The 19,409-nt window shown below is 59.8% G+C and carries 11 protein-coding genes; 4 read left to right on the forward strand and 7 right to left on the reverse strand.

What is annotated here, in order from left to right; translation table 11 throughout:
* Window positions 1-166 precede the first annotated feature (166 nt).
* Entirely contained in the window at window positions 167-7,948 is a 7,782-nt protein-coding gene (locus DCO47_RS04235; protein ID WP_177434304.1) for a dermonecrotic toxin domain-containing protein, read from the forward strand.
* 7 nt (window positions 7,949-7,955) lie between these two features.
* Here DCO47_RS04235 and argR read toward each other — a convergent pair whose 3' ends face one another.
* From argR to acs, 7 genes are all read right to left on the reverse strand, one after another.
* Window positions 7,956-8,936, reverse strand: coding sequence for a transcriptional regulator ArgR (gene argR / locus DCO47_RS04240; protein ID WP_042607205.1), 981 nt, complete (start codon window positions 8,934-8,936; stop codon window positions 7,956-7,958).
* Window positions 8,937-9,181: 245 nt separating this feature from the next.
* Entirely contained in the window at window positions 9,182-9,946 is a 765-nt protein-coding gene (locus DCO47_RS04245; protein WP_042607206.1) for an ABC transporter ATP-binding protein, read from the reverse strand.
* A 27-nt stretch (window positions 9,947-9,973) separates the two neighbouring features.
* On the reverse strand, window positions 9,974-11,086 hold the full coding sequence (locus tag DCO47_RS04250) for a succinylglutamate desuccinylase/aspartoacylase family protein (protein ID WP_116657534.1): 1,113 nt from the start codon (window positions 11,084-11,086) through the stop codon (window positions 9,974-9,976).
* A gap of 1 nt (window position 11,087) precedes the next feature.
* Window positions 11,088-11,786 carry an ABC transporter permease gene (locus tag DCO47_RS04255; protein WP_042607208.1) on the reverse strand — a complete coding sequence of 233 codons (699 nt, stop codon included), beginning with the start codon at window positions 11,784-11,786 and terminating at the stop codon, window positions 11,088-11,090.
* Window positions 11,783-12,472, reverse strand: a complete 690-nt coding sequence (locus tag DCO47_RS04260) for an ABC transporter permease (RefSeq protein ID WP_016773583.1) — start codon at window positions 12,470-12,472, stop codon at window positions 11,783-11,785. The genes DCO47_RS04255 and DCO47_RS04260 overlap by 4 nt, the downstream gene beginning before the upstream one ends.
* Before the next feature lie 91 nt (window positions 12,473-12,563).
* The gene (locus DCO47_RS04265; RefSeq protein WP_039757969.1) at window positions 12,564-13,337 is read right to left on the reverse strand and encodes an ABC transporter substrate-binding protein; all 774 of its coding nucleotides are present in this window, start codon (window positions 13,335-13,337) and stop codon (window positions 12,564-12,566) included.
* Between the two features lie 708 nt (window positions 13,338-14,045).
* The gene (acs, locus tag DCO47_RS04270) at window positions 14,046-16,001 is read right to left on the reverse strand and encodes an acetate--CoA ligase (protein WP_042607209.1); all 1,956 of its coding nucleotides are present in this window, start codon (window positions 15,999-16,001) and stop codon (window positions 14,046-14,048) included.
* Between the two features lie 409 nt (window positions 16,002-16,410).
* Between acs and DCO47_RS04275 the strand changes: the two genes are divergently transcribed.
* The 3 genes from DCO47_RS04275 to DCO47_RS04285 all read left to right on the forward strand — a co-directional run bounded on the left by DCO47_RS04275 (window position 16,411) and on the right by DCO47_RS04285 (window position 19,350).
* A complete protein-coding gene (locus tag DCO47_RS04275; RefSeq protein WP_042607210.1) occupies window positions 16,411-16,671 on the forward strand; it encodes a DUF2790 domain-containing protein in 261 nt (86 codons plus the stop codon).
* A 547-nt stretch (window positions 16,672-17,218) separates the two neighbouring features.
* Entirely contained in the window at window positions 17,219-18,469 is a 1,251-nt protein-coding gene (locus DCO47_RS04280; RefSeq protein ID WP_042607211.1) for a ribonucleotide-diphosphate reductase subunit beta, read from the forward strand.
* 347 nt (window positions 18,470-18,816) lie between these two features.
* Complete coding sequence (locus DCO47_RS04285; RefSeq protein WP_116657535.1) at window positions 18,817-19,350, forward strand: Bro-N domain-containing protein; 534 nt, start codon at window positions 18,817-18,819, stop codon at window positions 19,348-19,350.
* The last annotated feature ends 59 nt before the right edge of the window (window positions 19,351-19,409 follow it).

The raw sequence follows: 19,409 nt of genomic DNA on the forward strand, positions 1-19,409 counted from the left end.
ATGCGACATATAGCGTCGCAAAGGCGCAGTTTACCGGGCACGGCCGATTTGCGGGAGGCCGCGCAGAATACCAAGTCAGCCTCGCGAAAGAGATATGAATATGTACCGCACGGCAGGCGCTTGCTGCTGATTTGCTGAGGGTTCTTATCACCGCCAAGGAATGGTCATGCACTTGTCTGATCGACACTCACCGACAACCTCGAGCAAGACGCCCGATCCCCAACATCCGGACGAGCATTATCAACCACTGAAAAACGCGATTCCCCAGTGGCTCGGCAACACCTCCGCCTCCCGGCGCCAGGCACTGAAAAACAGCACTGCGCAAATGCCAGAGACACTCAGGCTCGCTGCCACCGAACAGCACGCTGTGCTGAAAGACCTCACTGCAACAAGTATCACCGCGCACAGCCAGGTGGACAAAAGCCTGGAACATTTGCAGGACGCCGCCGCGTTCGCCGAGCCCTTGCTCAAGGCGGAACTGAAAAAATGCTTCGATCTCGATCTGGACGTCAGAGGCACCTTCGTGCGCCTGTACATCCCCGTGACGACGCCATGGTTTGCCATCAGCACGGGCGCCCGCGTCTGGACGGTATCGTTGCTGGATGCCGCGCTGCATAACTTCGAGGACCGGGAAACGCACGAAAACGCTTTCGAAGCGGCATCGACCTACACCACTGCGCCCTCCCCAGGCGGGCAGTTCGAGCCACTGCCGCAGATCAAGGCCAGACTCAGTATTGCGGCCTTCACCCAACTGTGTCGCCGCCTGGACATCGGTGCGCAGTACAAAGCCAGTCTGGAAAACAATCTCGGTTACTCCGATCCGATGGTCGCGACGGTGTTACGCGGCAAACTGGACGCCAGCGAGAAAGCTGCGATGAAAGCCGCGCTGCAATGGGCGCGGATGAACCGTGACGTATCGGAGAATCACTTTCGTCTGGTCGACGCCATGCTCGACGGCATGACCGGCATTTACATCAACGGTGCACCGGTGCTGCGCCATGACATGACCATGCTTTGTGCGCCGCTTACCGGCATCGTCGTGTTCGCTGCGGATCTGTACGTGACACGCGACGCTGCACGCGTCGTGGCCTATGTACCGAACGACCCCGAGCATCCGTTCAAGGAGTACGCGTCGCCGGCTGAAATGCTCGTCGAGCTGACGCGCCAGTTGCGGTCAACGGAGTACCAGCAGTTCTTCAGCCGCTTCGTCAATCACGAACAACGGGGCTACTTCTTCAGCACACTCAACAGCCGGCTTACCGAAATCAAATGGCACCCGCACGAGCCCGGCAGCGCCCTGCCCGCCTGGCGAGAAGTTCCTGTGGAACGGCCCGATCTGCAGAGCGCGCTCGTGCCGTTCTACGACGACCTGTGGCAGCACTTGCACCAGGCCAAGCTGAACAAGGTCTTCAACGATGCCCGAGTCATCGCCGTCCCGACGGCCTCGGTCGACCAACGCGCGCGCTGGGCGTTCTGGGATTCGGTGGTCAATATCCTTTCCAGCATCGTCCAGACCGCTGCCTTGATCGTCGCGCCGTTCGTGCCGGTGCTGGGCGAGGCGATGATGGCGTACATGGCTTATCAGATGCTCGACGAAACTTTCGAGGGCATCGTCGAGTGGGCACAGGGCCGCAACACCGAAGCCATCGGGCACCTGATGGACACCGTCGATTCGATGATTCAGTTGGGCCTTTTCGCAGTGGGCGGGGCGATTGGCGCGGCCGAATTCCGCAAGGTACTGCCCACAGAGGTCGTGGCGTTCATCGACCGCTTCAAACCGGTGAAACTGGCCAAAGGCGAAACCCGCTACTGGCAGCCCGATCTTGAGCGTTACAGGCACCCGCTGCGTCCGCCAGCCAATTCGCAACCCGACGGACTGGGCCTGCATGCCCATCAGGACAAGCAACTGCTGCCCCTCGACGATGCGCATTTTTCAGTGAAACCCGACGAGATGTCCGGGCAGTACCGCATCGAACATCCCACCCGACCCGACGCCTACCAACCGGTGGTCCGCCATAACGGTGAAGGCGCCTGGCACACGGAGCTCGAGCAACCGCTCGAGTGGGACGGCGAAACCGCACTGCGCCGCATCGGCCCGTCGGTCGAGAGCTTTTCGCCGGCCGAGCGGGAAACCATTCTGCAGGTCAGTGGCGCCAGCGAAGACGTTTTGCGCAAGATGCATGTCAATCGGGAAAAGGTCCCGCCGCTGCTGGCCGACAGCATTCAGCGCTTCAGGATCGACCAGCAGCTGCAGAGGTTCATCGATCAGCTTGCCAGCGAAGCGTCTGAAGATTTCTTGCGTGCCGATCCGGTCACCCAGTTGCAATTGCTTGCCGACCACGGCCGTTGGCCGAGCAACAGCCGACTGCGTCTGATCGATCGACAAGGCGAACTGCTCTGGCAATCCTCCGCAGACGAAAGCCTGCCCCTGACAGAGCTGCAGCAGGATCGCCTGGCCGGTGGCGACCTGCTCAAATCCTTGCTCGCGGTTCTCGATGAAGCGCAGATCAAGGCGTTGCTGGCTGAACCCTTTGCGCTGACGCCATCACTGGACGTTCGCAGCCAGACCCTGCGCAAGCAACTGGTCGGCCTCGCGAAAACCCACAGAAACACATTGTTCGAATCACGCTATCAGGCGCTGCAACCCATCGACGACCCACTGGCACAGCCGCTCCAGGCGCAAGCCCCCGACCTGCCGGTCAGCATCACCCGCGAACTGCTCGATACCGCCACCGGCGGCGAACTGTTACAGCTCGACCAGGGCCAGGTCCCGCCGCGCCAGCAGGAGCTGCTGCAACTGGCCCGCCAGGAAGTGCGCGTCGCCCGCGCCTACGAAGGGCTGCAACTGGGTTCGGTGAGCAATCCCGATTCCGATGCCCTCGCCCTGCATAGCCTCAAACTGTTGCCCGGCTGGAGCGGCGATGTGCGCATCGAAATCCGCGACGGCCGTTACGACGGCCCGGTACTTGACAGCATCGGCCGCGAAGACGCCCCCGAGCAAAAAGTCCTCGTGCGCACCGACGACGGGCGCTATCAACCCTACGATGAGCGCGGCCAGGCACTGCATTCGCTCAGCGATTTCTATTCCGGCCTGCTCCATGCCCTGCCCGACAGCGAGCGCCAGAGTCTCGATCTGCGGATCGATGAGGGACAGGCGCTGAAGGCCGCAATCCGCGAGCGCACGCTGGAACGCAGCGAGCTGCGGGAGGTGCTGGCGGAACATCCGGTCACCCCGCCGAAAATCGATACGTTACGCCTGGTGGGCGCCGAGGGTTACCCACGGCTTTCCCGTGCGATCGCGCTGGAGGACGCCCCACAACGCACCCTTGAAGCAGACATACGGGTCCTCTACCCGAGAATGTCGGATCGCCGGATCCAGCACCTGGCGCGGAGCATGCGCGCCAGTCCGTCCGGCGCTCGCGCGGAACTGGTTCGTTTGCAAGATGATTATCTGCAACTGCAGCACGAGCTGCAGGTCTGGGCCAACGACCCGCCCGCCCGACATCCAGAGACGGGTAGCGTGCTCACGGCAATCGAGCGACGCGCGGACATCCGCAACCGGCGATTGCTCAGGGAACAACTGCTCCAGGGCTGGCGACGTGAGAACGTCATCGGGATCGATCCGCAGGGTGCCGCCGCCTCGGGCCACGCCTTGTTGTTGACCCACGGCATCCTGGGCGACTTGCCTGTGCTGTCGGCCGACTTCAGCCACATCACTCTGCTCGCGATCGACGGCAATGCCACGACCGGTTCTCTCGACAGCTTTCTCCACTCTTTCACGCAACTGCAAAGCCTGGATGCGCGCAATCTCAATCTGCCCAGCCTGCCCCAGGCGCTCGGCTCGATGCCGGCGCTGCGCGAATTGAGATTGCGCAATTGCCGAGTCAGCCTGACCACCACGACCCAATCGGTGCTGGCCTCATTACCGCAACTCACCCTGCTCGATCTGCACGGCAATTCGTTGGGCCTGCCTCCCGATCTGCACGCACTGCCTTCGCTGCGTTACGTCAACTTGTCGAACACCGGCCTCTACGCCGTGCCGGATGACGTACTCGATCATCCGCGATTGATCTCTGCGCAGTTCGACGGCAACCGGATCACGCGCATCCCCGACGGTTTCTTCAACCTGGCCAGTTCTCTGAGCGATGGCTACACCTTTGCTGACAACCCGTTGTCCACTGCATCTCGCGAACGGGTAAAAAGCTTTTACAGCCACACCGGCAAACACTTCGCCGTCCGCCCCAAGTCGCAAGACCTGCGACGCACCATCAACCTGTTCCCCAACCTGGATGCCGAGCAGGCCACTCAGGTGTTGTACCGGCTACCCGGCACTTGGGCCGACGCCCGCGCCCAGTTGTCACGTTGGGAGACGGAGCTGAGCCAGATGAACGTCGAACTGGATCAATGGATCGCTCAGGCTTCCATCGCTCCACCTGAATCCGGCACGTCGACGACGTTTGAAGAAGACCCCCGCGAAATCAATGCCAGGCGTTCCTTTGCCCGGCAACTCAAGTTGTTCTGGCGCAGCCGGACCGCGTTCGGCCGCGCTGATGAGCTGAGGGCAAATGCCGAGTTCAGCGGCACCATGCCGGTACTCAGCGCCAATTTCGACCACGTTTCGCGATTGAACCTGATCGGCAACAGGAACCTCTCCGCCATCGCGCCATTCCTGGAACGTTTCCCCAACCTGACTACCCTGCGCCTGGACGGCTTCGACCTGGACACAACCACACTGGCGGGAGTCAGCCTGCCCGGCCTGAGCGAGCTGGAGCTGAAGAACTGCGGCGTGATCCTGACCGCGGAAAACCAGGCTGCGCTGGTGTCGCTGAACAACCTGCGCAGGCTGGACCTGAGCGACAACCCGCTGGGGACATTTCCCGACCTGAACCTGCTGCCGGAACTGAGGTATATCGACCTGTCCAACAGCGGTCTTACCGTGGTGCCCGACGGGTTGGCCAGCCACCCGAATCAGCCCATTGCAGTGCTGACCGGCAACCGCATCACCGACCTTCCCGATGCCCTGTTCGACATTCCGGCAACTCGCAGCGACGGCATTTATCTTTCCGACAATCCGCTCTCGGCCGCAGCGCGGGACAAGATCAAAGCCTATTACCGCCTTTATCAAAACGACTTTGAAGTGCCCGCCGACGGCCAGGACATTGCCCTCGCCCGCCAACTGTTTCCCGACCTCGACCAGCAACAGGCCAGCGATATGATTTACGACCTGCCCGGCACCCTGGCGGACAGCCGTATCCAGCTTGATCAATGGCATGCAGAGCTGGAACAGATGCAGCTCGATCTCGCGCAGTGGACAGAGCAGATCACAGCCACCCATCCGGTTACCGGGCAGTTGCTGTCCGCCGCTGAATTACAGGCGCAGACAACTGCGCGAACCGCGTTCAAACAGGCCCTCGAGGCGTTATGGCGACAGCGGTCGAGCGAGACTGCAGCGCGAAGCGGTTTCTTTTCGGCCGACCTGAAATTCTTTGGCGACATGCCCCGGCTGACCGCGGATTTCAGCCACGTTGAAAGCCTGAAGCTGAGCGGAAACGCTGCAATCAGCAACATCGGGACGTTCGTCGAACAATTCCCCAACCTCCAGGCTCTGGAACTGAAAGCCATCGCCCTGAAGGAAATCCCGGCTTTCGTGGCAGGCCTGCGGACGCTCAAGGAACTGCGCCTGCGTTACTGCGCCGTCACGCTCACGAGCGCCGGACAGGATGTACTCGATTCCTTGCCTACCCTCAAGCTTGTGGATCTGAGCGATAACCCGTTGGCCATGGCACCCGATCTGCGCGGCATGCAGGCGCTGGGGGATATCTTCCTGATGAATACCGGCCTGACTGCCCTGCCTGAAGGGATCATCGACCACCCGACACTGCAGAGCGCATACCTCAACGACAACCACATGACTGAACTGCCGGTGGCTTTGTTCACGGCCAGCCCACAGCGTGCCGATGGCATACATCTGACCGGCAATCCGCTGTCCCTCAATGCGCGCGAGCGGATCAAGGCCTACCACGCAGTGCACGGTCGCAACTTCCGGGTCAGGCCCGCGACGGCGGATATAACCCTGGCGCGCCGGCTGTTTCCGTTGCTGGACGACGCTGCAGCCAGCGACATGATTTACCGACTCCCCGGTACGTTGCAGGCCGGTACGGCGCAACTGATCCGCTGGGAAGCGGAAATCGCCCGCATGATCAGTGACCTCAACACCTGGCGCGAGCAAGTGCCCGTCAGCAACCCTGCTACAGGACAACCGTGGACGGCCGAAGCGCGGGCGGCGCAACTTGTCGCCAGGCAACAGTTCGGTGAGCGCCTCGAAGAGCTTTGGCGCGGCCGACGCACGCGGGACCTGGCGTTACGCCTGGACAGGTTCGAAACGGAGGCGAAATTTGCCGGCGAATTACCGCAGTTGAGCGCAGATTTCAGCCACATCACTCATCTGCAGATCGCGGGCGATGGCGGCTCAGGCGTTCCGGACGGTTTCCTCACAAGCTTCAGCGGCTTGAATGGACTGGAACTCAAAGGCTGCAACCTGGGCCGGATGCCGCAGGCGCTGGAGAGCATGCGGTCGCTTGAAACGCTGATGTTGAGCCGCTGCGAGATCACGCTTGATGCGGCCGGGCAAGCGACGTTGTCCACGCTTGTCCGCTTGAAGGCACTGGACCTGTTCGGCAATCCTTTACAGACCACCCCCGATGTATCGGCGCTGACGGACCTCAGGTTCCTCGACCTGATAAGAACCGGCATCGACGCAGTGCCTGCAGGGCTTGAGCAACTGCCGCAGCTGGGCGCCGCATTATTGAACGACAACAACATTACCGAGTTGCCGAGTGACCTGGTTCCCTACACCGGTAATGGCGTGGATATCGGCGCCAATCCGCTGTCGGCGGCGTCGAGAGAACGCATCAAAGCGACCTTTCAGATCACGGGGGACAATCTGGGCGTGTGGGGCGAATCAGCTGACTTGAGCCTGATTCAGTCGCTGTACCCCTCGTTAACCGCTTTCGAAGCCAACGACCTGCTGTATCGTCTGCCCGGCACGCTGGCCGACGGTCGCGTCGAGCTGATGCGCCGACAGACCGAAATAACCCGATTGCTGACGCGCCTTGATACCTGGAGCAACGAGACTGCGCACGACCCGGTGCTCCGCACGCCCCTGAAAGGAGAAGCCGCGCGCCGGGAATCGGCCCGCCGTAAACGCTTCAAGGAAAATCTGGAAGCACGTCTGCGGCGCTATCCGAAATCGCCAGGGGACAACGCGTTCGTCTGTGATTTGTCGTTCACTGGAGAGCTGCCGCCATTGGCCGGACGCTTCGACTACATCGAACATCTGGGGCTGACCAGCACGGCCGCTTCGCCGCCGGGCGTCAATCGGTTGGTGGAGCTGTTTCCGAAGCTGCGCGGGGTCGACATTCGCAATTATCCGCTGAGGGAAATCCCGCCTGCGATTCTCGGGCTCGATTCACTGGCGAACCTGAGCTTGCCAGACTGCCGCATCACGCTGCCACGGCAAACCGCAGACGCCATCGCCGGGATGAACAACCTTCTTTCCCTGGACCTGGGCGACAACCCGCTGGGCAACGTGCCCGACCTGAGCAGACTGGTCAATCTGCGGGTATTGCGTCTGAACAATATCGGGCTGAGCGAAACGCCCAAAGGGCTGTTCGATTTGCCCGGGCTTGAGTCGGTGAACCTGGCCGATAACGTCATCAGCGAGCTGCCGAGTCAGTTTCCTTCCAGTCCCGGCGAGGTGGCGACGCATTACAACTTCAGCGGCAATCCCTTGAACCCACAGAGTCAACTGCGTCTTGAGACCTACAACGCCGCTCGGCAAATGCGTCTGTTTGAAGAACAGGCAAGCCAGATCGACCTGAATACACCGCTCGATGGCAGCGACGAGTCGGAGATCTCCATCGGTGTGGAGTTCAACCGCAACAACTGAACCGCGATCAGCCACGCTCCGGTGGCATTGACGACAATTCGAACGGGCTGCTGCTGCGCCGCTGGTTGCGATCTTCCCGCGGCGTGGCACCGAAGAAGTTGCGGTAGGCGCTGGAGAAATGCGGCCCCGAGGAGAAGCCGCACGAGAGGCCAATCTGGATGATCGACTTGCTGGTCTGCATCAACATCTGCCGGGCCTTGTTCAAACGCAGCTCGAGGTAGTACTGGCTCGGCACGCGGTTGAGGTATTGCTTGAAGATCCGCTCCAGTTGCCGACGGGATACGCACACGTGCTGGGCGATTTCGTCGGTGGTCAGCGGCTCTTCGATGTTGGCTTCCATCAGCAACACCGCTTGGGTCAGTTTCGGATGGCTGGAGCCGAGGCGATTCTGCAATGGAATGCGCTGACGCTCACCGCCCTCGCGGATGCGCTCGACTACCAGTTCTTCCGAGACTGCGCCGGCGAGTTCGGCGCCGTGATCACGAGCGAGCACCGCCAGCAACAGATCGAGCACGGACATGCCGCCGCACGCGGTCAGGCGATCGCGATCCCAGTCGAACAAGTGGCTGGTGGCGATGACCTTGGGGAAGCGCTCAGCGAAATCGTCCTGCCAGCGCCAGTGCACGGCGGCGCGATACCCGTCGAGCAACCCGAGCTGGGCCAGCGGATAGACACCGGCCGACAGACCACCGATCACGCAACCGGCGCGCACCACTTGCTTGAGCGCGCTGCTCAGCGCCGGCGCCAGGGTAGTCGGCGGCTCGTCAGCGAGCAGAAAGAGTTTCTGGAAGTTTTCAAGCTTGCCGGCCCAGGGTTCACCGGGCAATTGCCAGGCACCTTCGGCAGGCGGCTCGGCCTGCAGGAACGACAGTTCGTAAACCACATCCGGGTGCACCCGCTGCGCAACACGCAAGGCCTCCTCCGCCAGCGCCAGCGTCAAGGCTTTAGTGCTGGGCCAAATCAGGAAACCTATTCGATGGGCAGTCATGGGCGGGCAATCCGAAACGAACAACGGTGATGAAGGCATGGGCCAATGCTAGCCCGGAAATGAACACAAATCCTGAGTCCGACGCAGATCCCTGTAGGAGCTGCCGAAGGCTGCGATCTTTTGATTTTCGAAAACAGGATCAAAAGATCGCAGCCTCGTTGCACTCGTCAGCTCCTACAGGGGACCTGAGCCAGCCAGAAGATCGCGAAGCATGACCTAATCGGGTGCACAACGGCAGCGCTGATTTATTTCAGGCTACCCGACAGGAACTGCTGCAAACGCTCCGACTGCGGGTTGACCAGCACTTCGCGCGGGTTGCCGCTTTCTTCGACGACGCCTTTGTGCAGGAATACCAACTGGTTCGACACTTCACGGGCGAAGCCCATTTCGTGGGTCACGACGACCATGGTGCGGCCTTCCTGCGCCAGCGCCTGCATGACTTTCAGCACGTCGCCGACCAGTTCCGGGTCGAGGGCCGAGGTCGGTTCGTCGAACAGCATCACTTCCGGCTCCATCGCCAGCGCCCGGGCGATCGCCACGCGCTGCTGCTCGCCGCCGGACATGTGCCCCGGGAACGCGTCTTTGCGATGGGCCACGCCGACCTTGTTCAGGTAGTGCTCGGCTTTCTCGCGGGCTTCGGCTTTGGACACACCGAGCACATGCACCGGCGCTTCCATGATGTTTTCCAGCGCAGTCATGTGCGACCACAGGTTGAAGTGCTGGAACACCATCGACAGGCGCGAACGCATGCGCTGCAGCTGCTTCGGGTCAGCGGCTTTCAGCGCGCCGTCCTTGTTCGCCACCAGTTTCAGCTCTTCGTTGTTGAGCAGGATCCTGCCGGCGTGCGGCTGCTCGAGCAGGTTGATGCAGCGCAGGAAAGTACTTTTGCCGGAGCCACTGGAGCCGATGATGCTGATCACATCGCCGGCGGCGGCTTTCAGGGACACGCCCTTGAGCACTTCGTGACTGCCATAGCGTTTATGCAGGTCTTGGACTTCAAGTTTGTACATGCGGTCGGTTCTCACAAAAACAGTCAGTCAGTCGTTGAGCAAGCGCCCGTGACGCAGCGCTTCGCGCCCCGCCACCTTGGCCAGCCAGAAACCGGGTTGGGCATAGCGCAGCCGTTCAATGGCAAACAGCACCCCGGACGTACCAGCACTTACCGTGCTGACCCGATCGGACACAGGGTCGATCACTTGAAAAATCTCGTCGCCCGCCTCGACCCATTCGCCGGGCCTGCGGGAAAAACTCACCACACCGGGGTGCGGCGCAAACAACAATTCGGTGCCTTCGAAGGGCATGCCTTCGCAGGGTTCAAACGCCGGGGTCGGCCACTCGCCAGTGATCAGGCCTTGCTCGGCCAGAAACGCCAGAATGCCTTCGGCGTAAGCCTCGGCTTCGACACGACCGGTGTCGGCCTGCCCGCCCAGCTCGATGGTCGTCGCCAGACAGGCCAGCGGAATCTGCGCATCGGGGAACTGCCGCGACAGGCGCAGCCACGGTAGCGAGCACGCCTCGTCGAAGGAGCTGCCACCGGAATCTTCCGCGAGCAAACCGACCTTGACGTTCAGATGCGCCGACAGTGAACGCCACTGCGGCCAGTGCTGCGGCAGCGCGTACATGTGCAGCGCGGCTTCGGCGTCGCAGTGTAAATCCAGCACCACGTCGGCGGTGCAGGCGTGGCTGAGCAACACCCGCTGCATGCCTTGCAACTGGCTGCTCGCCTCAGGCAGCGCGGCCAGGTGATCGGCCATGGCCTGACGGATCAGCCGCACGTTGGCATGCGGATCATCACCGAGCCTGTCGCCCAGCGCGGCCGCGACCGGCGCGCTCAGCTCGACGAAATCGCGGTTGAAATTCTTGCCGCTGCCCGCCTCGAAACGGCCCTGGAAATTACCTTGCAGTAATTGCCCCAGCCCGAGTGGATTGGCCACCGGCACCAGCTCGATCACACCGTTGAGCAAGCCCTGGGTTTCGAGTTCGCCCAGGCGTTTTTTCAGCTCCCAGGCAGTGCGCATGCCCGGTAATTCATCAGCATGCAGGCTGGCCTGAATGTAGGCCTTGCGCTCGCCGCTACCAAACCGGAAAACCGACACCTTGCGCTCGCTGCCCAGATGGCTCCATGGCAATACGTGATCGATGCGTTGCATATCAGTGCTTCCGTGGCGCGAGGTAGCTCAACCAGCGACGCTCGGCCAGTTTGAACAGCTTGACCAGGATGAAGGTCAGGCACAGGTAGAACACGCCGGCGGTGATGTACGCCTCGAACGGCAGGTAGAACTGCGCGTTGACGGTACGCGCCGCGCCGGTGATGTCGATCAGGGTCACGATCGACGCCAGACTGGTGGTCTGCAGCATCATGATCACTTCGTTGCTGTACTGCGGCAGCGCCCGGCGCAGGGCCGACGGCAGCAGAATGCGCTTGTACAGTTTGAAGCGCGACATGCCCATGGCCTTGGCCGCTTCGATCTCACCATTCGGCGTGGCCTTGAGGCTGCCGGCGATGATCTCTGCGGTGTAGGCGCTGGTGTTGATCGCAAAGGCCAGGCAGGCGCAGAACGTCGCGCTCGACAGCCATGGCCACAAGAAGCTTTCGCGCACCGCTTCAAACTGGGCCAGACCGTAGTAGATCAGGAACAGCTGCACCAGCATCGGCGTGCCACGAATCACGTAGGTGTACAGCCACGCCGCGCCATTGATCAGCGGGTTTTTCGAGACGCGCATCAGCCCCAGCGGCAACGCCGCGAGCAAGCCGAAGAACAGCGACAGCGCAAGCAGTTTGAGGGTGGTCAGCAGGCCGCCGAAGTACAGCGGCAGCGCCTCCCAAATGACGTTGTAGTCGAAGATCATAGATCAGCCGCCCTTACGCCTACCGAGTAGCGCTTCTCAAGGTGACGCAATGCCAGCAACGAAACACTGGTGATCACCAGGTACATCGCCGCCACTGCGAGGAAGAAGGTGAAAGGCTCACGCGTGGCATCCGCCGCCTGCTTGGCCTTGAACATCATGTCTTGCAGACCGACCACGGAAATCAGCGCGGTGGCCTTGGTCAGTACCAGCCAGTTGTTGGTAAAGCCCGGGATGGCCAGACGAATCATCTGCGGCACCATCACCCGGAAGAACACCTGAAAACTGCTCATGCCGTAGGCCATGCCCGCTTCGGCCTGGCCTTTGGGGATCGCCATGAACGCGCCACGGAAGGTTTCCGACAGGTACGCACCGAAGATGAAACCGAGGGTGCCGATACCGGCGGCCAGCGGGTTCAGGTCGATGTAGTCGTCATAGCCGAGCATTGGCGCCACGCGGTTGAGCAGGTCCTGACCGCCGTAAAAGATCAGCAGGATCAGCACCAGGTCGGGAATCCCGCGGATCACCGTCGAATACAGGTCGCCCAGCCACGCCAGCCAGCGCACCGGCGACAGGCGCAACGCAACACCGATCAGCCCGAGAACGATGGCCAGAGCCATGGACGACAAGGCGAGCTGAAGCGTCAGCCATGCGCCATCGAGGATGACAGCCCCGTAGCCTTTCAACATGATTCAGGTCCTCGAAAGTTGGGATGAAAAAATGGCGCAAACCGCAGAGATTCTGTTGCTTGCGCCATTTCGGACTTGTCGCAGAGACGTCTTACTTGCCGTAGATATCGAAGGCGAAGTACTTGTCCTGGATTGCTTTGTATTTGCCGTTTTCGCGGATGGCCGCGATGGCAGTGTTGATCTTGTCTTTCAGGGCGTCGCCCTTGCGCACCGCGATACCTACGCCGTCGCCGAAGTATTTGACGTCGGTGAAGGCCGGGCCGACGAACGCGAAGCCCTTGCCAGCGTCGGTTTTCAGGAAACCGTCGTCGAGGAGGGTTGCGTCAGCCACGGTACCGTCGAGACGACCGGCGGCCACGTCGAGGTAGATTTCGTTCTGCGAGCCGTACGGCTTGATCTCGGCGCCCAGTGGAGCGAGAACCTCGCGGGCGAAACGCTCGTGGATCGAACCACGCTGTACGCCGATGTTCTTGCCCTTCAGCTCAGCCAGGTTTTCGCTGACCTGAGTGCCGGCCTTCATGACCAGACGCGCCGGGGTGTTGTAGTACTTGTTGGTGAAGTCGACCGACTTCTTGCGGTCTTCGGTGATCGACATCGACGACAGGATCGCGTCGATCTTGCGCACTTTCAGCGCCGGGATCAGACCGTCGAACTCTTGCTCGACCCACACGCACTTGACCTTCATTTCTTCGCACAGCGCATTGCCGATGTCGTAGTCGAAACCGACGATGCTGCCGTCCGGAGCTTTCGAGGCGAATGGAGGGTAAGCCGCTTCGATGCCGATCTTCACAGGTTTTTCGTCAGCGACGGCATTCAACGACAGCACGGACAGTGCCAGGGCGCCAAGCAGCACAAGTTTCTTCATCTTGGGACTCCATCGGTAAAGGGCAAAAACGGCAGAGTGAGCGACAGCCCAATATGCGAATGGGTGAATCGGAAATCGGTTGCGCATCGGCGGAAATTTCCCGTTGAAACCGCAGGTGATTTCAACATCAGCCACGATGAGCGAGTGATCGGCATTCTAACGACAGGCCCGAAGCCGATATTTCTTCAATGCGACAACTAATTACAGATGCACCGAGAAAGCCGTTTGAGCTCATTGACAGCCCTGCAATTTCATGCAAGAGCGAAAGACAGTGAACCGATACATATTGCAAGTTGCGGGCCCATTATTCGCAAACCCTTCTAATCCGGCAAGCGCAGCGTTGTGTCTTATTTTTCACTGGTGGCTGCGAGGCTCTGAAACGGGGCATGACGTTTCCCTTCGCCCCGGTTTGGCGCAGGGGGTTACACATTGGGTTGTGACGGGTAACAGAAGCAAGGGTCCTGCGGCGCAGATCGATAATTATTGGTTGGGGTGTTGCGGTTTCCTACAGCTGACTACTGCGGTGTCTGACAGATCGCCTTCGCGAGCAGGCTCACTCCTACAGTGACTGCATTCCAACTGAAGAAACCCAATCCCCTGTAGGAGTGAGCCTGCTCGCGATGAGGCCAGCTCATACACCACAAACCTCACAGACATAAAAAAGCCCCATCCAGCATCACCGGACAGGGCTCTTTGTACAGCTACGGCCTACGCCACATTCATGGTCTTGTGCGTATCAATCAAATGCTGCACCACACCCGGATCCGCCAGGGTCGAGATATCCCCCAACCCGTCGTATTCCGCCGTGGCGATCTTGCGCAGAATCCGGCGCATGATCTTGCCCGAACGGGTTTTCGGCAGCCCCGGCGCCCACTGGATCACGTCCGGCGAAGCAATCGGGCCGATCTCCTTGCGCACCCAGTTCTTCAGCTCCAGACGCAACTGCTCGGTCGGCTCCTCGCCATTCTTCAAGGTTACATAGACATAAATGCCCTGCCCCTTGATGTCATGCGGCACACCCACCACCGCCGCTTCAGCGACTTTCGGATGCGCAACCATCGCGCTCTCGATCTCGGCCGTGCCCATGCGGTGGCCGGACACGTTGAGCACGTCGTCCACGCGCCCGGTGATCCAGTAGTAACCATCGGCGTCACGACGCGCGCCGTCACCGGTGAAGTACATGCCGCGGAAAGTCTTGAAGTAGGTATCGACAAAGCGGTCGTGATCGCCGTACAGCGTGCGCGCCTGGCCTGGCCACGAATCGAGAATCACCAGATTGCCTTCGGCCTCGCCCTCGATGATGTTGCCGAGGTTGTCGACCAGCGCCGGCACCACGCCGAAGAACGGACGCGCCGCCGAACCCGGTTTCAGCGCATGAGCCCCCGGCAGCGGGCTCATCATGTTGCCGCCGGTCTCGGTCTGCCACCAAGTATCGACGATCGGGCAACGGGACTTGCCGACATTCTTGTAGTACCAGTCCCAGGCTTCCGGGTTGATCGGCTCGCCCACCGAGCCGAGCAGACGCAGGCTGCTGCCATCGGCGCCTTCTACCGCGGCCTGACCCGAAGCCATCATCGCGCGGATCGCGGTCGGCGCGGTGTAGAGAATGTTGACCTTGTGCTTGTCGATGATCTTCGCCACCCGGGTGATGTCCGGGTAATTCGGCACACCCTCGAACAGCACGGTGGTCGCGCCATTGGCCAGCGGGCCGTAGACGATGTAACTGTGGCCGGTGACCCAGCCGACGTCGGCGGTGCACCAGTAGATTTCGCCCGGGCGGTAGTCGAACACGCGCTCGTGGGTCATCGCCGCATAGAGCAGATAACCGCCGGTGGTGTGCTGCACGCCCTTCGGCTTGCCGGTGGAGCCGGAGGTATAAAGGATGAACAGCGCTTCTTCGGCGCCCATCTCTTTCGGCGCGCAAACGGTGCCCGCGACTTTCATCAGATCTTCGTACCAGATGTCGCGATGCTGGTTCCACTTGATGTCGCCACCGGTGCGCTTGCAGACGATGACTTTCTGGATGCTGCTGGTTTCCGGGTTGGTCAGGGCGTCGTCGACGTTGGCCTTGAGGGAAATCTTCTTGCCGGCGCGGATACCCTCGTCAGCGGTGATCACCACCTTCGATTTGCAGTCGATGATGCGACCGGCCAGGGCTTCCGGCGAGAAACCACCGAACACCACCGAGTGAATCGCGCCGATCCGGGTGCAGGCCAGCATGGCGACCACGGCTTCGGGGATCATCGGCATGTAAATGGTCACCACGTCGCCACGGTGCACATCCTGACCACGCAGGGCGTTGGCCAGTTTGCACACTTGCTCGTGCAGTTCGCGGTAGGTGATGTTGCGGCTTTCGGAAGGATCGTCACCTTCCCAGATGATCGCAATTTGATCGCCGCGCTCGGCCAGATGACGGTCGAGGCAGTTGTAGGAAACGTTCAGGGTGCCGTCGGCAAACCACTTGATGTCGACATGGTGATCGTCGAACGAGGTCTGTTTCACCGTGGTGAAGGGCTTGATCCAGTCCAGACGCTGGGCTTGCTCGCGCCAGAAGCCGTCAGGGTTGACGACCGACTGCTGGTACATGGCTTTGTAGGTCGCCTCGTCAGTCAGCGTGTTTGCCAGAACCTCGGGACGAACGGGATACAGAGAAGCCGCACTCATCTTTCCTACCTCGGTGTAATAGTTGTTTTTGTATGACCCCGTTGTAGCCGGGTGGGCCCCATAGAACCATTCGACGATGGTTGTAGGAGCTGCCGCAGGCTGCGATCTTTTGATCTCCAAAGCAAGATCAATAGATCGCAGCCTCGTTGCACTCGACAGCTCCTACAACGGCCGTGCGGGGGATTGTTACCAAATATGCCAAAAGTGTTTATCAAAACCCGGTCTGTTTACCCCGCGCCCGACTCCCTAAAATTGACCTCGCCAACAAGGCAACCGCGATTAACAACGTTACAGCCCCCACGAAGGCCGTTAATCCAGCTCTCCAAGTAACGCATCAAATACCCAAGCTCCACACGCAACCCTAAAAAGGTTGCGTGACCCCACTCGACCTCAAAAAGGTGAATTAGAAATGAAAGCTTTATTGGTTCTGGCCCTCAGCAGTCTGTGCGCAACCGCCATGGCAAACGAGGGTCCGACTGATGTCGCACAGCAACAACCGGTTATCGAGGAATACACCTACTCCACACACCTGGACATCGCCAAAGTTGTATCGATGAGCGAAATTCCAAATGTCTGCGAAGTAGTACCGGCAAAAATGGAATACGACGACTCCAAAGGCCAACGCCACATCCTGCGCTACAGCATCATGGGCAACGGCTGCACGAACTGAATCAGACTGCACCGAATCGGATCGCTCAGCGCTACATTGAGGGTCGATTCCAGCCCGGCTTCGGTCGGGCTCAGTTGTGTCTGGAGACGCCCAGAAGGGTTGCAAAACACAAGATATAGTGAAAACCGTATTTTTCTGGCTATTTTTTAAACAGAAAACCATCTGCCAAAAATTTAACGAAAAAAAATCTGCAGGCGCTGAATCCGCGCAAAGCCCTGTAATCCCTCGGTCGGATCGAAATCCACCCCCTCCTCGGCCTCGCCATGAGCCGATTCGCCGCACCACGCCGGTAAAAATTTCCCTATAATGCCGCCCCATACGGGTCAGCAATATTCCCTTACAGGGAGCAAAAGCCATTCTGAAGCCCCGCAACAGTGCCAGACGCTGATTGCGCCCATCAGAGGCTCTCGGAACCCGTCAAAATTTCTGTTTATTTGCCTGCGTGCAGCGCTGCAAAAAACGACATCCAACGCGGCTTTGGCCGTGTGAAAAACCAACCCTTCAGGTTTCACACGGGCACAAGCCCTCACGCAGGAGACGACACGTCATGCTGAGCTGGGACGAATTCGATAAAGAAGACGGTGAAGTCGCAACCGTGAAAGGCGCCAACGCCGGCCACGCAAGCGAAGCCAACATGGACCGCCTCGACAACGCCGGCGGCGCCGCGGCGCTCGAAGCCCGCGCCGTGACCGCCGACGACTCGGCCGCCGTGGCCCGCGCCAAGGCTGCACTGAACTCCCTCGACGTCGCCGAAGGGCTCGCCGAACTCGAAGGCGCCTCCGCCCGTGTCGCCGTTGACGAAAAGCGCATGATCAACTGCCGCGCCGACCTCAACCAACTCGTGCCATTCAAGTACGACTGGGCCTGGCAGAAGTACCTGGACGGTTGCGCAAACCACTGGATGCCGCAAGAAGTCAACATGACCGCCGACATCGCCCTCTGGAAAAACCCGGAAGGCCTGACCGACGACGAGCGCCGCATCGTCATGCGCAACCTCGGCTTCTTCTCCACCGCCGACTCCCTGGTTGCCAACAACCTGGTCCTGGCCGTGTACCGCCTGATCACCAACCCGGAATGCCGCCAGTACATCCTGCGCCAGGCTTTCGAAGAAGCGATCCACACCCACGCCTACCAGTACTGCATCGAATCGCTGGCCATGGATGAAGGCGAAATCTTCAACATGTACCACGAGATCCCATCAGTCGCGAAGAAAGCAGCCTGGGGCCTGAAGTACACCCGTTCGATCTCCGATCCGAAGTTCGAAACCGGCACCCCGGAAACCGACAAAGAGTTGCTGCGCAACCTGATCGCCTACTACTGCGTTCTGGAAGGCATCTTCTTCTACTGCGGCTTCACCCAGATCCTCTCGATGGGCCGTCGCAACAAAATGACCGGCGTCGCCGAGCAGTTCCAGTACATCCTGCGCGACGAATCCATGCACCTGAACTTCGGCATCGACGTGATCAACCAGATCAAAATCGAAAACCCACATTTGTGGGATGCCGAGATGAAAGAAGAAGCGACCCAGATGATCCTGCAGGGTACGCAGCTGGAGATCGAATACGCACGGGATACCATGCCTCGTGGGGTGTTGGGTATGAATGCGGCGATGATGGAGGACTACCTGAAGTTCATCGCAAACCGTCGTTTGAGCCAGATTGGTTTGAAGGAAGAGTACCCGGGGACTACGAATCCGTTCCCTTGGATGAGCGAGATTATGGACTTGAAGAAAGAGAAGAATTTCTTTGAGACTCGCGTGATCGAATACCAAACTGGTGGTGCGCTTAGCTGGGACTAATAGTCTAGCTTGGTGCGATTTGACGATTGCGGTTTGAGTCGGCGAATCGAGAAAGCAAAAAGCCCCGATCTGATCGGGGCTTTTTTATGGGCGATGGGTAATCTTTTTACGCCTACGTCACAACGTTCAATCTCCTACATCACTTACAGTCGCGTCCCATTGAAGCGTGCTGCGAGCACTACTAAGCTCTGTGGCAGGTGCCTAAGAAACGCCCAACGTAGAAAGCTTGGTCAGTGACACAGACGCGTAATTCGTCGGTGACAACTGCTCTGCTCGTTGGGATTTCTTAAGTCCGCTCTACGTTGGGGTCAGGCCCTCCCAAAATCTAAAACGTAGAGGTCATAAATATGTCTGATCCATGTTCGGTAACCGTCTTCTCTCGCCACAATCTTTCTCTGCACGCCCTTCTAATCGAGAACCAGCCATGGTTCTCCGCCCGCGATGTCGGCCGCTTGATGGGTTTCCATCTGAATGATCGGGTGGTCAACAAGCTAGATAGCGACCAGCGCCGCGTCATGTGGATTGAGTACTTTCGAGAACCTGAACAGCAACTGATGCTCAGTGAATCTGGGGTGTATGCGCTGTTGGTGTATCACTACGTACCGGGGAATCGGTTGTTGCGGGAGTGGCTGACCAACGAGGTAGTGCCAACCTTGCGCGATGGGCAGGATTCAGGAGATTCAAATCGGCCGATGCTGAGTTTGTTGGATTGGCCGGAGATGTCTTTGAGTTTGCTGCATTGGCAAGATGAGGGCTGGATTCGGCTTCGGGATATGCCTTACCTGTTGCACGGTCAGAAGCCACCACGAGCCTCTCTAGAGAAACCCTGGTGGCGAAGGGTTAGGCACATGTTTCAGTCTTCGAAGCACTCGATGGGCTAGGGATTAGTTTGTAGGAATGCGCGAGATTCGTCGCTTTTTTATGTAGGAATTTTCGTAGA

This window comes from Pseudomonas sp. NDM, from assembly GCF_003105095.1.
Lineage (GTDB): Bacteria > Pseudomonadota > Gammaproteobacteria > Pseudomonadales > Pseudomonadaceae > Aquipseudomonas > Aquipseudomonas moraviensis_A.